The 17,159-nt window shown below is 64.4% G+C and carries 15 protein-coding genes; 12 read left to right on the top strand and 3 right to left on the bottom strand.

Annotated elements, in window-relative coordinates:
- Window positions 1-2 precede the first annotated feature (2 nt).
- Complete coding sequence (locus tag FVE66_RS09060) at window positions 3-419, top strand: Zn-ribbon domain-containing OB-fold protein (RefSeq protein ID WP_151447053.1); 417 nt, start codon at window positions 3-5, stop codon at window positions 417-419.
- A gap of 367 nt (window positions 420-786) precedes the next feature.
- On the top strand, window positions 787-1,395 hold the full coding sequence (locus tag FVE66_RS09055) for a DUF938 domain-containing protein (protein ID WP_151447052.1): 609 nt from the start codon (window positions 787-789) through the stop codon (window positions 1,393-1,395).
- Between the two features lie 107 nt (window positions 1,396-1,502).
- Here FVE66_RS09055 and FVE66_RS09050 read toward each other — a convergent pair whose 3' ends face one another.
- Together FVE66_RS09050 and FVE66_RS09045 are read right to left on the bottom strand one after the other, a co-directional pair.
- The gene (locus tag FVE66_RS09050; protein ID WP_151447051.1) at window positions 1,503-2,138 is read right to left on the bottom strand and encodes a class I SAM-dependent rRNA methyltransferase; all 636 of its coding nucleotides are present in this window, start codon (window positions 2,136-2,138) and stop codon (window positions 1,503-1,505) included.
- A gap of 151 nt (window positions 2,139-2,289) precedes the next feature.
- Window positions 2,290-3,234, bottom strand: coding sequence for a helix-turn-helix domain-containing protein (locus tag FVE66_RS09045; protein ID WP_151447050.1), 945 nt, complete (start codon window positions 3,232-3,234; stop codon window positions 2,290-2,292).
- A gap of 250 nt (window positions 3,235-3,484) precedes the next feature.
- Between FVE66_RS09045 and FVE66_RS09040 the strand changes: the two genes are divergently transcribed.
- The 10 genes from FVE66_RS09040 (at window position 3,485) to glpK (ending at window position 14,108) form a co-directional block, all read left to right on the top strand.
- The gene (locus FVE66_RS09040; RefSeq protein ID WP_151447049.1) at window positions 3,485-4,330 is read left to right on the top strand and encodes a phytanoyl-CoA dioxygenase family protein; all 846 of its coding nucleotides are present in this window, start codon (window positions 3,485-3,487) and stop codon (window positions 4,328-4,330) included.
- On the top strand, window positions 4,327-5,910 hold the full coding sequence (locus tag FVE66_RS09035; RefSeq protein ID WP_161993230.1) for a class I adenylate-forming enzyme family protein: 1,584 nt from the start codon (window positions 4,327-4,329) through the stop codon (window positions 5,908-5,910). Before FVE66_RS09040 ends, FVE66_RS09035 begins: the two co-directional genes overlap by 4 nt.
- Window positions 5,907-6,839 carry a phytanoyl-CoA dioxygenase family protein gene (locus tag FVE66_RS09030; RefSeq protein WP_151447047.1) on the top strand — a complete coding sequence of 311 codons (933 nt, stop codon included), beginning with the start codon at window positions 5,907-5,909 and terminating at the stop codon, window positions 6,837-6,839. The genes FVE66_RS09035 and FVE66_RS09030 overlap by 4 nt, the downstream gene beginning before the upstream one ends.
- Window positions 6,840-6,913: 74 nt before the next feature.
- On the top strand, window positions 6,914-8,200 hold the full coding sequence (locus tag FVE66_RS09025; RefSeq protein WP_151447046.1) for an ABC transporter substrate-binding protein: 1,287 nt from the start codon (window positions 6,914-6,916) through the stop codon (window positions 8,198-8,200).
- Between the two features lie 46 nt (window positions 8,201-8,246).
- Window positions 8,247-9,128 carry a branched-chain amino acid ABC transporter permease gene (locus FVE66_RS09020; protein ID WP_151447045.1) on the top strand — a complete coding sequence of 294 codons (882 nt, stop codon included), beginning with the start codon at window positions 8,247-8,249 and terminating at the stop codon, window positions 9,126-9,128.
- Window positions 9,125-10,237, top strand: a complete 1,113-nt coding sequence (locus FVE66_RS09015; protein WP_151447044.1) for a branched-chain amino acid ABC transporter permease — start codon at window positions 9,125-9,127, stop codon at window positions 10,235-10,237. Before FVE66_RS09020 ends, FVE66_RS09015 begins: the two co-directional genes overlap by 4 nt.
- Window positions 10,234-10,953 (top strand): ABC transporter ATP-binding protein, encoded by a 720-nt coding sequence (locus tag FVE66_RS09010; RefSeq protein WP_151447043.1) that lies wholly within the window; start codon window positions 10,234-10,236, stop codon window positions 10,951-10,953. Before FVE66_RS09015 ends, FVE66_RS09010 begins: the two co-directional genes overlap by 4 nt.
- Window positions 10,950-11,657, top strand: a complete 708-nt coding sequence (locus FVE66_RS09005; protein ID WP_161993229.1) for an ABC transporter ATP-binding protein — start codon at window positions 10,950-10,952, stop codon at window positions 11,655-11,657. Before FVE66_RS09010 ends, FVE66_RS09005 begins: the two co-directional genes overlap by 4 nt.
- Before the next feature lie 4 nt (window positions 11,658-11,661).
- Window positions 11,662-12,618 (top strand): alpha/beta fold hydrolase, encoded by a 957-nt coding sequence (locus FVE66_RS09000; RefSeq protein WP_241673102.1) that lies wholly within the window; start codon window positions 11,662-11,664, stop codon window positions 12,616-12,618.
- Window positions 12,615-14,108: a glycerol kinase GlpK gene (gene glpK / locus FVE66_RS08995; RefSeq protein WP_151447042.1), complete on the top strand. Its 1,494-nt coding sequence runs from the start codon at window positions 12,615-12,617 to the stop codon at window positions 14,106-14,108. Before FVE66_RS09000 ends, glpK begins: the two co-directional genes overlap by 4 nt.
- A 30-nt stretch (window positions 14,109-14,138) precedes the next feature.
- Here glpK and FVE66_RS08990 read toward each other — a convergent pair whose 3' ends face one another.
- Entirely contained in the window at window positions 14,139-17,045 is a 2,907-nt protein-coding gene (locus FVE66_RS08990) for an FAD-binding and (Fe-S)-binding domain-containing protein (protein ID WP_151447270.1), read from the bottom strand.
- Between the last annotated feature and the right edge of the window lie 114 nt (window positions 17,046-17,159).

Genomic DNA, 17,159 nt, shown 5'->3' with positions numbered 1-17,159 from the left:
GCATGAGCAATATCCATCGACTGCTGCCGGTCGCCACTGACATTACCCGTCCTTACTGGGACGCGGCGGCAAAAAACAGCCTTGTCATCCAGCATTGCCCGGCTTGCGGCAAGAACCAGTTCTACCCGCGCGGCTTCTGCATTTCCTGCCTTTCACCCGATATCGAATGGAAGGAATGCAGCGGCAAAGGGAAGATCTATACCTTTACCGTCAATCATCGGGCGCCCAATCCCTACATGGAGCAGAAGCTGCCCTATGTCGTGGCGATGATCGAGCTCGATGAGGGCACAAGGATGATGACGAACATCGTCGATAGCCCGATCGCTGAGGTGAAAATCGGCAAGCGGGTGAAGGTGGTTTTCGAGAAAATATCGGAAACCATGTCCCTGCCGCAGTTCACGCTCGATCCGCAGGGCTGAGGTCGGGAGTTATCCCGCGATGCCGGATGAGGGCGGCTCCAGGGCCGCTCCGGCACCGCAGCGGGGAACGGAGGGCAGAACCGGGAACGGAGTCTGCCCTTGTTGTTTGCAGCGGGCTGCTTTCGGGCCAGAAGCGGTCAGTGGCAATTCGTCCACAAAGCGGCCCTTGTCTGGGCCCCTCACCGGAAAGCCACCATTACCGTTGGCCTGCTGATTCTTCGGATTAACGGTCAGCGATACAGCGGTGAGCAGGCACCCATTTTGGATGTATTACCAGGTGTCCAGAGGCGAGTGCCCGTGTGCTGGGCTAGATTTGCAGGCTGCGCCAACTTCGCCGATCATGGAAGCTCATTGATTCGAGGCACCTATGGAAAAGCCCAACGCTCCTTCCTGCGAAAAGAACCGGAAACCGATTCTTGATGTGCTGCGCCAGCACTTCGCCGATTGCCACCATGTGCTGGAAATCGGCAGCGGCACCGGCCAGCACGCCATCTTCTTTGCCGAACACTTGCCGCACCTGACCTGGCAAACTTCGGATCGTGCGGAAAATCTGCCCGGCATCACTGCATGGCTGGACGACGCCGCCCTGCCTAACACCCCGCCACCCCTGCGACTCGATGTGCAGGAAACTTGGCCGGTCCTGCGCTACGATGCGATTTTCTCGGCCAACACCCTGCACATCATGCCCTGGGCCGCCGTCGAGTCCCTGTTCGCCGGCCTGACCGGCATCATGGCTCCCGACGCCAAACTCGCCATCTACGGCCCCTTTAACTACGGCGGCCACTTCACCAGCGAAAGCAACGCCAGCTTTGACCGCTGGCTCAAGGAAAAAGCGCCACACCAAGGAATACGGGATTTCGAAAAGGTGCATGCCCTCGCGCAGGGAGCCGGGCTAGAACTGCTTGAGGATCGGGCCATGCCGTCAAATAACCGCTGTCTGGTTTGGCAGATAGTGCGTAGGGTTGAGTTTGGGTGAGTAGCGGTGGTCGGCCAACAGCAGCCATCCAAGTCCTGGGTAGATCTTTAGCATACAAATCCGACATGCCTTGGAGCGTTGTTCCAGGTTTCCTTTCGGCGCGCCTGTCAGCGCGGGTAGGTGAAGCCGGTGCGAATATCCATCGGTACCAGACGGGTGCCCTTGCGCACCATCAGCCGCTGGGGCGGTTCGTCGCCTGCCAGCGCGCGCGGCGTGACGGACAGTCCTTCGCCCTTGCGCAACAGTGGATCGCAGCGTTCGTAAACGTTGCGGCAGCCCGTGGCCTTCAGGAGCGCCTGCACTACAGGCACCTTCCACAGGTCGACGCCACCGGCATTGAACTGGCAAACCAGATAGCCTGCGATGCCGCCATAGCTGTGCACCAGGAGACCCGGCAAGCCGTCCTTTTCGCCATCGACCAGCTGGACCAGCGCCTGCGGATCGGCGCTGCGCAGCGCATCGGCGCGGAGAAGCACGGCGGCCTGTACGCGCCGCTTTATCATCGCGTGGTCAACCGGCTCGTCCTCGCGCAAGGTCCAGACGCGGGCGGCGATCTGCGATTTGGCGTTATAGGCAGCGCGGGCCAGGAACTGGTGAGCAGACGACTGCACGATCGCCGTGGCGCCCGGTTTGTTGCGCTCCTGCGGCTTGCCCTCGACCTTTTCGACGGCGGAGACGTAAATCCACGGGTCGCCGGAAAGCAGGCCTTTTTCCTTACCCTGTTTGATGGTGATGATGAGCATGCGCGGCTTTCGTTTTCAGGAACGGGATGATACAGCAGACCGCCGGCGTCCCCTTTCGCTGCATACTGCTCCTGTCCAGTGCATGTGAGACGAGGCGCAGCAGACTTGGGCGCACCATAGCCACTAACTGCTGAGCCTGTACGTGTCGGGCTCAGGTCCCGCGGGCCTGCCCGGGCGTCTGCCCGAAACGAGCGCGGAAGGCGCGGTTGAAGGACGATACCTCCGGAAATCCGTGGGCTGCCGCGATCTCCCCGATCGAGCGGCCCGGCACCGAACGAAGCGCCTGGCGGCAGGCCAGCAGCCTGCACTCCCGCAGATAGCCCCTGAAAGTCAGGCCTTCCAGCGCAAGTATCTTGAACAGGTAGCTGCGCGATATGCGCAACTGGGCGCATACCGTGTCCGGACACAAGTCATGGTCGTGCATGTTGCGGTGCATGAAACCGAAAATCCGCTCCCGCAGTTCGGCGCGCAGCTGGTCACGGGTGTTGTCAGCCCCGATGCCACGCATCTGCCCGTGGGCGACCAGGTCGCAGCAATGCGCAGACAGCATCGACTGCATGTCCCCCAGGTCATCCTCCGGCAGCCCCCTGACCAGTTGCAGGTAGCCGCCCAAGGCGCGGCCGGCGCTGCTGTTTCCTTCCAGTACGGAGGTGCTCAGGCGACCGTGGCGGCCCAGGCGCGGCCGCAGCATGGATTCATCGACCTCGACGCAGAACATCTGGAAATCGCTGAGGAAGGACACCTCCCATGGTGACCCGCAGTCGACCACGTAGATGTCGCCGGCGCGCGCGTGGCGTACCTGGCCACCCTGGTGGACCAGCGCCTCTCCGCGCTGCAGCAGGTTGACGAAGAAGGGGGCCGCACTGCTGCGCGCCACGCCGCTTGCGCTCAGCCGGACCGCGTGGGCGTCGGCGGTAATGGTCGAGGTGCGCAGTTCGGGAAGCATGCGGGCATCGATATTGCCGGCAAAAGCCGCCTGCGGATCGCGTTCCGGCTCGAGCGGAACGAAAGCGTCGGTAATCGCTTCGCGCCAGTAGGAAAACTGCTCTGGCGGCGCGACCTGCGCGGTGCTGCGGTGGTAAGAAATCCCAGCCATCCCCTTGTCTCCTTTGTGTCCAGCGGCGGGAACGCGGTCTGTGCCGCATTTCCTGCGCCGTCGTGAATTACGTGTTCTCTGTCCTTGCTCACATTCCTGCGCTCGCTGTGGATGCTGTGCAAAGCCGCCGTGGACTGCCTGCTCTTGCGCAGTCGCGGACGGAATTTGACAATCTCCTGCATCGGGGCACTGCGCCCGCCAATGCACCGGAATTTTCCAGAATGTCCAAGAATACAATGGAGACGCTTGCGTGACTACGCCTGACCGCAATGATGCCTGGCGCGCCGATTTCGAGCGCGACGGCTATGTCGTTTTGCCGGAGATCATTCCGCCCGCACAGGTGGCGATGCTGGTCGAGGCCTTGCAGCGGGTCGAGAAAGAATATGGGCTGGGCTACGCCCGGACCAGTTTCGAAGGCCTGAAGACGGTTCGCATCAATAACCTGCTGGCGCGGGATGACGCGTTCTGGCAGGTCCCGCTCCAGCCCGAAGTCCTGTCCCTGGCCGAGGCTCTGCTCGATCGCGAGTTGCTGCTTTCCTCGCTGGTGTCGCTGACGCTGGGGCCCGGCCAGGAGCGGCAGCCGCTGCATGAGGACGTGCAGCAGATACCGCTGCCGCGTCCGCGCCCGCCCTTGTCCCTGAACGCGATCTGGGCGCTGTCCGATTTCACCGAAGATAACGGCGCCACGCATGTGGTGCCCGGCAGCCATCGCTACGACCATTCCCCGCGTCCGGATGAGGATGTGCCGACCATCAAGGCGACCATGAAGAGCGGCAGCATCATGCTGTTCGACAGCGCGCTCTGGCATCACGGCGGCGCCAACACCAGCAATGAACGGCGCTACGCGCTGTCCTGCTATTACTGCGCGGGCTGGCTGCGCCAGCAGGAAAACCTGCAGCTCGGCATTCCCCGTGAAACCGTCGCGCGCATGCCGCGCCGGCTGCAGGAGTTGTGCGGCTACAGCATTTACAAGGGGCAGTTCGGCCATATCGACAACCAGGATCCGATCACGCTGCTGGGCCACGAGCGTGGCAAGCGCACGGTGTGGGAAGCGGCCGACCTGAAGAAGCAACGCGCCGGAGCAGAGCGGCCGTGACAGCAGCAGTGGGGTCGGCAGGGCCGGTGAGCGCCGTGGTGGCGGCGTCAGTGCCGCTGTCGGTGGTGCATCTGCTCGTGGACGCGGCGCAGCAAGCGCCCGACCAATGCGCGATCGAGTTCGAGGGCGCGTGCCTGACCTGGGCCCAGTATGCCGGCGTGGTGGGTGCGCTGGCGCATCAACTATCTTCCCGCGTGCGGCCCGGCGACCGGGTGGCGCTGGTCATGCAGAATTCGCTCGACCTGGCGGTCGCCACGTTTGCCGTCCATGCGCTGCGCGCGCAGGCGGTTCCGCTCAATCCCCGCTTCACTGCCCAGGAGTTGCAGGCGCTGCTGGCGGACGCCGACCCGATCATGGTGCTGCACGATGACTCGGTGAACTTCGATCCGGGCCTGGTGTGCCCGCTGCTGCCGCCGCAGGCGATCCGCGCGACCGCGGGTGGCGCCGGCTTCATGGCGCTGCTGGAATCCATCCGCGAATTGCCGGCCACCCTGCCATCGCACGACGACCTGGCGACACTGCAATACACCGGCGGCACCACCGGCCGCTCCAAGGGGGTCAATATCCTCCATCGCCACCTGGCCTGGAACCTGGCACAGCGCGAGGCATGGCTGCCGACCCGTGCCGGCGCCGAGGTGGTGTTGTGCGTGATGCCGCTGTTCCATGTTTCAGCGGTGGCGATGTCGCTGCATCTGGCGGTGGCGGCGCGCAGCAAGCTGGTGATCCACCGGCGCTTCGATCCGCAGGCAGTGATTGCAGCGATCGAAGAGCAGGGTGTGACGCTGATGTCGGCGGCGCCTGCTGTTTTCCACGACCTGCTGCTTCAGGAGCAGCTGGTGCGGCTGTTGCGATCGCGCTTGCGCGCTTGCTATTCCGGCGCAGCGCCGCTGCCGCGTGAGCTGCTTGCGCGTTTCGAAGAGGTTACCGGCTGCCCGATTTACGAAGGCTACGGGATGAGCGAGGGCGGCCCCTGCCTTACTTACAATCCGGTGAGCCGGGAGCGCAAGCCAGGTTCGGTTGGGCTGCCGGTTCCGGCCAGCGAGTTCCAGATCGTTGACCTGGCGACCGGCAGCCGCGAGCTGGCGGCGGGCGAGGCCGGCGAGATTCGCGTGCGCGGGCCGCATGTGATGGCGGGCTACCGCAACCTGCCGGAGCTGACTGCACGCACCTTGCGCGACGGCTGGCTGTACACCGGTGACGTCGCCCGCCGTGACGAGGATGGCTACGTGTTCATCCTCGGCCGTCGCGATGATGTCATCAATGTTTCCGGCTTCAAGGTATATCCGGGTGAAGTGGAGCGCGCGCTGCTGTCGCATCCCGAGGTCGGCGAAGCCGCCGCATTCGGCGTGCCGGACGAGCGTGCCGGCCGTGCAGTGCACGCGTGGGTCACCCCGGCGCCGGGGACGAAGCCGGACGAGATCATGCTGCGCCGGCATTGCGAAAAGCTGTTGGCCGGCTACAAGGTGCCGCGCCGGATCGGGATCGCCGAGCGGCTGCCGCGCACCAGCGTCGGCAAGCTGGCGCGCAATGAATTGGCCGCGGTTCCAAACAAATCGAACGAAGGAGGGCAAGGACGATGAGCCGAACGCTGGACATGGATGCACTGAAAGAAAAACTGACACGCGACGGCTACGTGGTGATCGAGAACGTGCTCGACGCCGACCAGCTTCAGGATGCGCGCAGGCAGGTCGAACAGTTGATGGCAGACGAGCTGGCCAACCCGCTGCCGCTGGACGAGGAGGTGCATGAGGACGATGCCGAGATCGAGGCCTACTACCGCAAGCACTACACGGTCAGCGATGCGGAGGCCAAGCGGATGGTGGCGCGCATCCACGCCTACCGGCGCGATAATGCCGATACCCGGTGGCCGGTGCCGATCGGGAAAGTGTCGAAAAACTTCCTGCACCTTCCCACGCTGTTCGACAATGACCGCTCGCAGCGCGTCTGGAATTTGCCAGGCAAGGCACCCGGCCTGCTGCCCCTGATGCAGCATCCAGCGGTGCTGGCGCTGGCGCGCCATGTGCTGGGGCAGGATTGCGGACTGCATGATTTCCAGTCCACCAGCATCGGTCCGCAAACCGGCGGCGGCGCCTGGCATGTGGACGCACCGCTGGGCCAGATACCCGAGCCGCTTCCGGAATTCCCGCTGACGCTACAGAACGTGTGGCTGCTGGACGACTTCACCGCCGATAACGGCGCCACCCGCGTGATGCCGGGCAGCCATCTGCTGCGCAAGGCTCCGCCATGGGGCGGGGACCCGCTGGAAGGCGAAGTGACCCTGACTGCGCCGGCCGGTTCGGTCGCCATCTGGCTGTCCAATACCTGGCATCGGTCGGGGCCCAACAGCACCGCCGGGCAGCGGCGCGCAATCCTTTGCAACTACAACGTTTCATGGCTGCGCGGCTTCTGCGATTTCACCTCGACGCTGCCGCCGGAAGTGATTCCAACGCTGTCCCATGAAGCACGTTACCTGTTAGGCTTTTCGTCGCGCGCTCCGCGCACGCGTTGATCTGGCCGGCAGGAACAACAAGCAAGGAACCGCAGTTCAACGCAAGAGAGCACAAAAGAGGAGACAGGATCAACATGAACGACATGAACCACATCAACAAGATGAACGCAGCCCACCGTCACAACGGTCTCGCGATCAGGACCGGCCTTGCATGCGCAATCGCCTCGCTGTTTGCCGCCAGCGCCCATGCCGCCGATCCGGTACGAATTGGCTACCTGATCCCCTTGTCGGGCAGCGCAGCCGCATCGATCGGCAAGGACATGTCGCGCGCCACCCACCTGGCGATCAAGCACATCAATGAAGGCGGCGGCATCAAGTCGATGGGCGGGGCCAAACTCGAACTGGTGGAAGTCGATACGCGCGGCGACGCCAAGGTCGCAATCACCGAAACCGAGCGCCTGATCACGCGCGAGAAGACTCCCGTGCTGCTGGGCGCATTCCAGAGCGGCGTGACGTTCCCGGCTACCGCGGTCGCCGAGAAATATCGCACGCCGTGGGTGGTGGACCTGTCGGCCAAGGCCGACATCACCGAGCGCGGCTTCAAGTATGTGTTCCGGCCGACGCAGGTGCCAGCCTCGGCCAACGCCGGCAGCATGGCCGATTTCGTGGGCTGGGCCAACAAGAACCTGGGCAAGCAGGCCAAGACTGCCGCCATCATTTACGAGAACACCGATTGGGGCCAGGACATGGCCAACACCCTGCGCGCGAAATTCAAGGCAGCCGGGATCGAGGTCGTGCTTGACGAGGGCTATCCGCCCAATTCGCCCGACCTGCGGCCGCTGGTGCTGAAGGTGAAGGGCAAGAAGCCTGACGTGGTCACGGTCACCTCCTATGCGACCGATGCGGTCCAGTTGCACAAGCTGATGGCCCAGATGCAGGTCAATCCGATGGCCTACATCGGCAGCGCTGCCGGCCAGATTGACAGCAACTTCATCCCCCTGGTCACCAAGCAAGTGGCGACGCACGTCTACACCACCAATGGCTGGGCTGGCTACGAGTCGGCGATCACGACACCGTTCGCCAAGCGTTTCTGGGATGAGTTCCTGGCCGCCAACAAGGTAGAGCCCAACGAACTGTCGGTCAGCGCCTATGCAGCCACATGGGTGATCAAGGATGCGCTCGAACGTGCCGGCAAGGCAGATCCGGAATCGATCCGCAATGCGCTTGCAAAGACGAAGATCGAGAACACCGACCTGACCAGGCTGGTTGGCTACGACATCGTCATCGACGCCAAGGGCCAGAACCCGAAGAAGCGCTATGTGATGCAGCAGATCACGCCGGAAGGGCAGTACCGCACGGTGTGGCCGGAGAACCTGGCGTCGAAGAGCTACAAGCCGGTCTGGCCGGTCGTGGCCCGTTAAGTCAAGCCACTGCACAATTCCGTGCTCTACATGAATGGGATAGCCAATGGCTAGTACTTTGTTGCAGGCTTTGCTGAGCGGGATCGCGGCTGGTGCCGTCTACGGCCTGATTGCGCTCGGCCTGAGCCTGCAGTTCGGGGTGATGAAGATCATCAATTTCGCGCACGGCTCGTTCCTGATGATGGCGATGTACGTGTCATTTGCGTTGGGCACGAAATTGGGGCTTCATCCGCTGGCCACCGCGCCGCTGTGCGCGGCGGTCCTGTTCGTGGTCGGTTATGCCTGCCAGCGCTGGCTGATCGACGACATCTACCGCAAGGAAATCGCACGCGAGTCGATCGGAGTGCTGATCTTCACCACCGGACTGTGGATCTTCCTCGACCACGCATTCCTGGCGCTGGTCGGCCCCGACAGCCGTTCGCTGGACAGTCCCTGGTCCAACGGCGTGCTGGCGTACGGCGACCTGGTGTTCACCTATCCGCAGGTGGCCGGCCTGGTGGTGTCGGTCGCGCTGACGGTCGCGTTGGTCGCGTTCCTGCGCTTCACCGCGGCCGGGCGCGCGATCCGCGCCACCGGCCAGGACCGCGAAGCGGCGGGCGTGCTGGGCATCGACAGCAGCCACGTCTACCGGATGTCGTTCGCGATCGGCCTCGGCGTGCTGGGCGTGGCGGGCGCGCTGCTGCTGTCGCTGTACCCGGTCAATCCTTTTGTCGGCGATGTCTTCGGGCTGCGCGCGTTCGTGATCGTGGTGCTGGGCGGGATCGGCTCGGTTGGCGGCGCCTTCCTTGGCGGCATCATCGTCGGCGTCCTGGAGTCGGTCGGCAGCCAGCTGATTCCGGTCACCTGGGCCGAGGCGCTGATCTTCCTGCTGTTCCTTGGTGTGATGTACTTCCGTCCGAACGGGCTGCTTGGAATCGAAAGCGAATGATGGCTGCAAAACCTGCTTCTATACCTGCACCAATATCTGGTGCAGCACCTGCTGCAAGATCGCTCCCCGGCTGGCTGTGGCCGGCCGTCATCCTGCTGCTTGCGCTGGCGCCGCTGACGACCGGCAACCAGTATCTGCTGTCGGTCGCAGTGGGCACGCTGATGTATGCCTACCTGGCACTGTCGTGGAATGTGCTGGGCGGGATTGCCGGCCAGCTTTCGCTGGGTCATGCCGCCTATTTCGGCATTGGCGCGTATGCCTCGACCTGGCTGTTCGTGAAGCTGGGCATAACGCCCTGGCTCGGCATGTGGGCCGGGGCCGCGCTCGCGGCGGTGGCTGCGCTGGTGGTCGGATTTTCCTGCCTGCGCCTGCGCGGCGCGTATTTTGCGCTGGCTACCATTGCGTCCAGCATGGTGCTCAAGACAATGGTCGACAATGCCGACGTGCTGCTGGGCGGGCCGCGCGGCATGGAGGTCACGCTGCTGCGCGATGCGCCGCTCTATTTCCAGCATACGCGCAAGGAGTTCTATTACGTGATCGGCCTGGTTTTCGTCGGCTTCGGACTGTGGATCAACCGTGCGATCCTGAAGAGCCGTTTCGGCTACTACCTGGCGGCGCTGCGCAACGACCAGGAGGCGGCGCTGGCGCTGGGCGTTCGCACTACCCGCTGCAAGCTGCAGGCGGCTGCCATCAGTGCCGCAATGACAGCGCTGGGCGGCACCTTTTACGCCCAGTTCGTTCTCTACATCAGCCCCGACAAGATGTTCGGAGCGCACCTGAGCGTGGTGATCGCCGTGGTCTGCATCATCGGCGGCCGTGGCACGCTGTGGGGGCCGGTGGTGGGTGCGCTGCTGCTGTTGCCGGGCGAGGAGATCGCGCGCACGGTGTCCGGCGGACTGGTGGGCGCCGACATGATGCTCTACGGCCTGCTGCTGATGATCGTGATCCGCTACGAACCCTACGGCATGATGGCGATTTTCCGGCGCTGGGGCGCCTGGCTCCAGGCCTGGCGCGCGCGCCGCCGCGGACTGGGTGGTGCTGGCGCGGCAGGGTCGACAGCGTCGGCAGCGTCGGCAGCGTCGGCAACACTGGCGAAGGACGCACAATGAGCCTGCTCGAACTGCGCAATGTCAGCCGCGATTTCGGCGGCTTGCGCGCAACCGATGATGTCAGCTTCCATGTGGAGGAGGGCGAGATCGTCGGCCTGATCGGTCCCAATGGCGCCGGCAAGACCACCTTGTTTGCAATGGCATCCGGATTCCTGCCGCCCAGCGAGGGCCAGATCTGGTTCGACGGCCGCCGCATCGACGGCCTGGACGCGCCGGCGATTTGCAGCGTCGGGCTGGCGCGCACCTTCCAGATCGTGCGCCCTTTCGGCGAAATGACGGTGCTGGAAAATGCGATGATCGGCGCCTTCCTGCACGAACCTCGCCGCGACGCGGCGGAGGCCGCGGCACGACAGGTATTGCAGCGCGTAGGACTGGACGGGAGGGAGGAGCAGATCGCCCGCACCCTGACCCTGGCCGGCCGCAAGCGGCTGGAAGTCGCCAAGGCGATCGCCACCAGGCCGCGCCTGTTGCTGCTCGACGAGGTGATGGCCGGATTGAACACGGTGGAAACCGCCGGCATGATCGAACTGGTGCTGGGCCTGCGGCGCGATGGCATTAGCGTTCTGGTAATTGAACATAACATGAAAGCAGTGATGCAACTTTCAGACCGTATTGTCGTCGTGCACCATGGCCGCAAGATCGCGGAAGGCGAGCCGGAACAGGTGGCGAACGATCCGGAAGTGGTGCGATCGTATCTGGGCGGGAGCGCGGCATGATCCTCGAAGTTTCCGCGCTGGACGCCGGCTATGGCGACGCCCAGGTGTTGAGCGGCGTCAGCATGCATGTGGAAGAGGGCGAACTGGTCAGCATCGTCGGCGCCAACGGCGCCGGCAAGTCGACCCTGTTGCGCGCCATCATGGGCACCCTGCCGGCACGTTCGGGCGATATCCGTTTCGCCGGCGAGCCGATCACCGGGTTGCCAACGCACCAGATCGCCCGCATGGGCGTGGCGCAGGTGATGGAGGGGCGGCGCCTGTTCGGCCACATGGAAGTCGAAGACAACCTGCGGGTCGGCGGCGACCTGCTGCGCGATCCGGTCAAGAGCCGCGACAACCTTGAATGGGTGTACACCATGTTTCCGCGCCTGAAGGAGCGGCGCAGCCAGTTGGCTCGCTCGTTCAGCGGCGGCGAGCAGCAGATGCTGGCGATTGGCCGCGCGCTGATGACTTCGCCGCGGCTGCTGCTGCTGGACGAACCCTCGATCGGCCTGGCGCCGGTGATGGTCGAATACATCTTCGGCAAGCTGCCCGAGATCCGTGCCCGCGGCATCACGGTGCTGCTGGTCGAGCAGGATGTGCAACGCTCGCTTACCATTGCCGCCCGCGGCTATGTGCTGGAGCACGGCGAGATCGTGATGTCGGGCCCCGGGCACGAGTTGCTGCAGGATGCCGGCCTGCGGCGCGCCTATCTTGGGGTGTGAGCGCATGAAGGACGGGAACGAAGAAATCGAATTGCAGGGCCAGCCGCAACGCCAGGTCCTGCCGGCAGGGGACGGGCACCAGATCCAGTTGTTGTGCTGGGATGCGCTGGACGGAGGGCCTGGTTCCGGCGCCGTGCCGCGCGCGGTGGTGCAGATTGCCCACGGCATGGGCGAACACGCGCTGCGTTACGACCGCCTGGCGCGCCGCCTGGCTGCCGCCGGCATTGCTGTCATGGCCAACCAGCATCGCGGTCACGGCGATGATTCGCTGGATGAAAGCCTGCGCGGCGAATTCGGCGCCGCCGGCTTCGACGCGGTGGTCTCCGACATGGCGCAAGTGTCGCAGCACGCCCGCCGCTGCCACCCGCAGGCCCCGCTGATCTTGCTGGGCCACAGCATGGGGTCCTTCGCCGCGCAGTTGTACGCGCTGGAGCATTCCGGATTGCTGGCCGGACTGGTCCTGACCGGCACCGCCGCCACCGACCTGCTCGCTGCCGGCCGTGGCACCAATCGCAAGCTGGAAGACTCCAACGCCGGCATTCCCGATCCGCGCACGCCGTTCGACTGGCTCAGCCGCGATCCGGCCGAGGTCGACAAATACATCGCCGATCCGCGCTGCGGCTTTACTGTCACGCGAGCATCAATGGTGTCGATATTTTCCACCTGCCGGCGCACCGCCGAGCCGGACGCGTTCTCGCGGCTGCGGCCGGATTTGCCGGTCTACCTGGCGACCGGCGATCGCGATCCGGTGAACTCGGCACTGGCATGGTTTCATCCACTGGTCGAGCGCATGGGGCAGGCAGGCCTGAAGGATGTGAGCACCCGGATCTACCCCGGCGCGCGGCATGAAGTGTTCAATGAAACCAATCGAGAGCAGGTGATTGCGGAGTTGCTGGCGTGGATCGACAATGTGATCCGTAATCCTGACGCGCCTGCATTGCCCGGCGGACAACAACCATGAGTTACCTGCTGGCCCTGGACCAGGGCACCTCCAGTTCACGCAGCATCGTGTTCGATGCAGATGGCCGCATCCTCGCGTTGGCGCAGCAGGAGCTGCCGCAGATTTTCCCCAGGCCAGGTTGGGTCGAACATGACCCGCGCCAGATCTGGAACACCCAGCTGGCAACGGCGCGCGAGGCGCTGGCACGCGCGGGCCTGGCGGCTGGCGACATCCGGGCGATTGGCATCACCAACCAGCGCGAGACCACGCTGGTGTGGAACCGCGTCACCGGAGAGCCTGTACATCACGCCATCGTGTGGCAGGACCGGCGCACCGAACCGGAATGCGCGAGCCTGCGCGAACAGGGATACGGCCCGCGCATCCAAGCGAAGACCGGGCTGGTGATCGACCCCTATTTTTCCGGCACCAAGCTGAAATGGCTGCTCGACCATGTGCCGGGCGCACGCCAGCAGGCACAACGCGGGGAGTTGGCTTTTGGCACCGTCGACAGCTGGCTGCTGTGGAAACTCACCGGCGGCAAGCTGCATGCGACCGACGTCACCAACGCCTCGCGCACGATGTTGTTCGACATCCGCCGCAACCAGTGGGACGAGGAACTGCTGGCGCTGCTGGATATCCCGTCCGGGGTGTTGCCTCGGGTGCTGGATTCGAGCGCGGACTATGGTTGCACTGCGCCGGAGTTGTTCGGCGCGCCGATACCGATCGGCGGCGTCGCCGGCGACCAGCAGAGCGCATTATTCGGCCAGGCCTGCTTTGCGCCCGGCATGGCGAAAAATACCTATGGCACCGGTTGCTTCATGCTGATGCATACCGGCGAGCAGTTCCAGGATTCTGCCAACGGACTGATCACCACCAGCGCAGCCCGCACCGGAGCCCGGCCTGCGTTCGCCTTCGAAGGCAGCGTGTTCATCGGCGGCGCGGTAGTGCAATGGCTGCGCGACGGGCTCAACGCAATCAAAGCCAGCAGCGAAGTGCAGGCGCTGGCGGAAAGCGTGCCTGACTCGGGCGGCGTGATGATGGTGCCGGCGTTCACCGGACTCGGGGCGCCGTACTGGAATGCCGACGCCCGCGGCGTCATCAGTGGACTGAGCCGCGGCACGACCATGGCCCATATTGCGCGCGCGGCGCTGGAGAGCATCGCCTTCCAGAGCGCGTCGCTGCTGCAGGCAATGAGCCGGGATGCGCTGGCCAACGGCGGCGCGCCGGTGGCCGAGTTGCGGGTAGACGGCGGCGCTTGCGCCAACGACCTGCTGATGCAATTCCAGGCCGACCTGCTGGGCATACCGGTAGTACGCCCGGCCGTCATCGAGACCACCGCGCTGGGGGCGGCCTACCTGGCCGGCTTGTCCGCCGGCGTCTATCGCAGCACTGCTGAATTGTCGGACCAGTGGCGCGCCGAGCGCCGCTTCGAACCGACGCTCGATCCGGCCCGGGCTGCCGAGCGCATGGCCGAATGGGAACATGCGGTGCGGCGGGCCACCGCCGCCTGAAGCGGTACCGGCCAGGCACTCCTCAATGCGTCAATCCCGCTTCCCCAACCCGTCCCGCAATACCTCGGCCAGATGCCTGGTCTGCCTGTGCGCACCCTGATGCACCTGCTCGCGGCAGCTGAAGCCATTGGTCACCACCTGCGTGTCCGCATCGGCCTTGCGCACCGCCGGCAGCAGCACTTTTTCGCCGATCCGCATTGACGCGTCGAAGTGCTCCGGGTCGAAGCCGTACGAGCCCGCCATGCCGCAGCAGCCCGAATCCAGCACTTGCACCTGCATGCCGGCCTTCTTCAGCAGGCTGGCTTCGGCGTCGGCGCCGATCACGGCCTTGTGGTGGCAATGGTTGTGCATCATTACCTTGCCGCTCAGGGGCGGGGGTTGATAGCCCTCTTTTTCCAGGAACTCGCTGAGCATGAAGGATTGTGCCGACAGCTTCCTGGCCAGGTCGTCATTCGGGAACAGGTTCAGCAGTTCGTCGCGGAAGGCAGCCAGGCAGCTCGGCTCCAGCCCGACCAATGGCACGCCGGCCATGATGTCTTCGCGCAGCGCGCCCATGATTTCAAGGAACTGCAGTTTGGCCTGGTCCAGCATGCCGAAGTCGTACAGCGGCCGGCCGCAGCAAAGATGCTGCTTCGGTATCGTCACCTGGTAACCGGCATGTTCAAGCACCTCGACCGCCGCCCGCGCCACTTCGGGATGGAAATGGTTGTTGAAGGTGTCGGGCCACAGCAGCACGCGCGTTCCCTGTTTGCCGTTTGCCGGGCTGGCTGCGCGGCGCTGGAACCAGGAACGGAAGGTCTGGCTGGCAAATACCGGAAGCTGCCTTTGCTGCGCCACTCCGGCCACTTTCTTCACCAGCGTCGAGATCCCGGGGGTCTGCGTGAAGAAGTTGGTCACTGCCGGCATCAGCGAGCCCAGCCGCGCCCACTTGTTGACCTGGCCGACCATGTAATGCTTGAGCGGACGCTTGCGGCCGTCATAGTAGTGCGACAGGAACTCGGCCTTGTAGGTCGCCATGTCCACCGACACCGGGCACTCGCCCTTGCAGCTCTTGCATGACAGGCAGGTGTCGAGCGCTTCCTTCACATGCTCGTTGCTCCAGTCGTGCGCCATCGGCGAGTCGTTGTTGAGCATCTCGAACAGCAGGCGCGAACGGCCGCGAGTGGAATCCTTCTCCTCGCCGCTGGCGCGATAGCTCGGGCACATCGCGCCGCCTTCGATGCGGCGGCACTTGCCGGCGCCAACGCAACGCTGCGCCGCTTTCAGGAAACTGCCTTCGTCATTGCGGAAGGAAAAATTCAGCGGCTTCAGTTCGACCGGCCGGTATTCCGGCCCGATGCGCAGGTTGGCGTGCAGCGGATAGGCGTCGATCACCTTGCCCGGGTTCATCCCGTTGGACGGATCCCAGATACGCTTGAATTTGCGGAAGGCTTCCATCATTTCGTCGCCGAACATGATGGGCAGCAGTTCGGCCCGGGCCTGGCCGTCGCCGTGCTCGCCGGACAGCGAACCGCCGTAGTCGACCACCAGTTGCGCGGCCTCGAACAGGAAGGCGCGCCAGTGCTTGACATGATCGTCGGTGCTGACGTCGAAGGTGACCCGGCCATGGATGCAGCCGTCACCGAAGTGCCCGTACAGCGAAGTGTCGTAACCATACTTGTCGAGCAACTTGCGGTAGTCGCGCAGATAGTCGCCAAGTCGGTTGGGGTCGACTGCGGCATCTTCCCAGCCGGCATAGGTTTCCGGCTGGCCAGGCACCGCATTGCGCGCCGAAGATCCGGCTTCGCGGATTGCCCAGACCCGGTTCTGCGTCGCCTGATCGAGATAAATCGCCTGCGCCACTGTATGCGGCTGTTGTGCCTGCATCATCGCGCGGGCCTTGGCTTCGGCTTCTTCCAACGTGTCGCCGCCGAATTCGACCAGCAGCCAGGCATTGCCCTCCGGCAGGTAGGTAAGGTCGCCCAGTTGCATGTTCTTGCGGCGCATGTCGTTGATCATGCTGTTGTCCAGCCCTTCGAGGCAGATGTTGCCGAAGGGGAGGATCGCCGGGGTATGGTCGGCCGCAGTATAGATGTCGACATAGCTCAGTACGGCCAGCACGCGCACCGGCGGGCTGTCGACCAGCTTGGTTTCGGCCTGCAGCACGATTGCGCAGGTGCCTTCGGTGCCGACCAGCGCGCGCGCCACGTTGAAGCCGTTTTCAGGCAGCAGGTCGTCGAGGTTGTAGCCGGAGACGCGGCGCCGGATGTCGGGGAATTTCTCGCGCACCAGATCGGCGTACTCGTCCCGCAGCGCCTTCAGGCCGGCATAGATTTCGCCGCGGCGGCCGCCTTCGGCAATGATCTGCGCCAGTTCTTCGTCGGAAGTGGGGCCGACCCACATGCGCAGGCCGTCGTAGGTCAGGATTTCCAGCCGCTCGATGTTGTCGACCGTCTTGCCGGCCATGACCGAGTGCGCGCCGCAGGAGTTGTTGCCGATCATGCCGCCCAGCGTGCAACGGCTGTGGGTGGCGGGATCGGGGCCGAAGGTCAGGTGATGGACTTCGGCGGCATGCCGCAGCGCATCGCACACCACGCCCGGTTCGACCCGCGCCAGGCGCCGGGCGGGGTCGACCGACAACACCCGGTTCAGGTATTTTGAGTTGTCGATCACCACGGCCACATTGCAGGTCTGGCCGCACAGCGAAGTGCCGCCGCCGCGGGCCAGCACCGGGGCCTGGTGGCGGCGGCAGATCTCCAGCGTCTTGACGATGTCATCAACGGTGCGCGGGATCACCACGCCGATCGGCACCTGCCGGTAGTTGGACGCATCGGTGGCATACAGCGATCGGCTGCCGCCGTCGAACCTGACTTCGCCTTCTATGGCTTGCGCCAACTCGGCGGCTAGCGCCTGCGCGTCCAGGTTCAATGGCTGGTCGAATACGGTTGGCGAATGCATGGTGCCCAAGATGAATTCCTGAATTCTGTCGAAAAAATGAAAATGCCGACCGCCAGCAAAGCGGCCAACCCTGAATGATACCGGGTTGCCGCAGGTCGGGTTTCGATCAGGAAC

The sequence above is a fragment of the Lacisediminimonas profundi genome, from assembly GCF_008831265.1.
Lineage (GTDB): Bacteria > Pseudomonadota > Gammaproteobacteria > Burkholderiales > Burkholderiaceae_D > Lacisediminimonas > Lacisediminimonas profundi.
This window is presented reverse-complemented; position numbering and strand designations above follow the sequence as displayed.

Coding starts and splice junctions, on each gene's coding strand:
- FVE66_RS09045 (WP_151447050.1), bottom strand. CDS start 3,234: ATGGCTGGGATTTCTTACCACCGCAGCACCGCGCAGGTCGCGCCGCCA.
- FVE66_RS09050 (WP_151447051.1), bottom strand. CDS start 2,138: ATGCTCATCATCACCATCAAACAGGGTAAGGAAAAAGGCCTGCTTTCC.
- FVE66_RS09005 (WP_161993229.1), top strand. CDS start 10,950: ATGATCCTCGAAGTTTCCGCGCTGGACGCCGGCTATGGCGACGCCCAG.
- FVE66_RS09055 (WP_151447052.1), top strand. CDS start 787: ATGGAAAAGCCCAACGCTCCTTCCTGCGAAAAGAACCGGAAACCGATT.
- FVE66_RS09030 (WP_151447047.1), top strand. CDS start 5,907: ATGAGCCGAACGCTGGACATGGATGCACTGAAAGAAAAACTGACACGC.
- FVE66_RS09060 (WP_151447053.1), top strand. CDS start 3: ATGAGCAATATCCATCGACTGCTGCCGGTCGCCACTGACATTACCCGT.
- FVE66_RS08990 (WP_151447270.1), bottom strand. CDS start 17,045: ATGCATTCGCCAACCGTATTCGACCAGCCATTGAACCTGGACGCGCAG.
- FVE66_RS09025 (WP_151447046.1), top strand. CDS start 6,914: ATGAACGACATGAACCACATCAACAAGATGAACGCAGCCCACCGTCAC.
- FVE66_RS09020 (WP_151447045.1), top strand. CDS start 8,247: ATGGCTAGTACTTTGTTGCAGGCTTTGCTGAGCGGGATCGCGGCTGGT.
- FVE66_RS09000 (WP_241673102.1), top strand. CDS start 11,662: ATGAAGGACGGGAACGAAGAAATCGAATTGCAGGGCCAGCCGCAACGC.
- glpK (WP_151447042.1), top strand. CDS start 12,615: ATGAGTTACCTGCTGGCCCTGGACCAGGGCACCTCCAGTTCACGCAGC.
- FVE66_RS09010 (WP_151447043.1), top strand. CDS start 10,234: ATGAGCCTGCTCGAACTGCGCAATGTCAGCCGCGATTTCGGCGGCTTG.
- FVE66_RS09015 (WP_151447044.1), top strand. CDS start 9,125: ATGATGGCTGCAAAACCTGCTTCTATACCTGCACCAATATCTGGTGCA.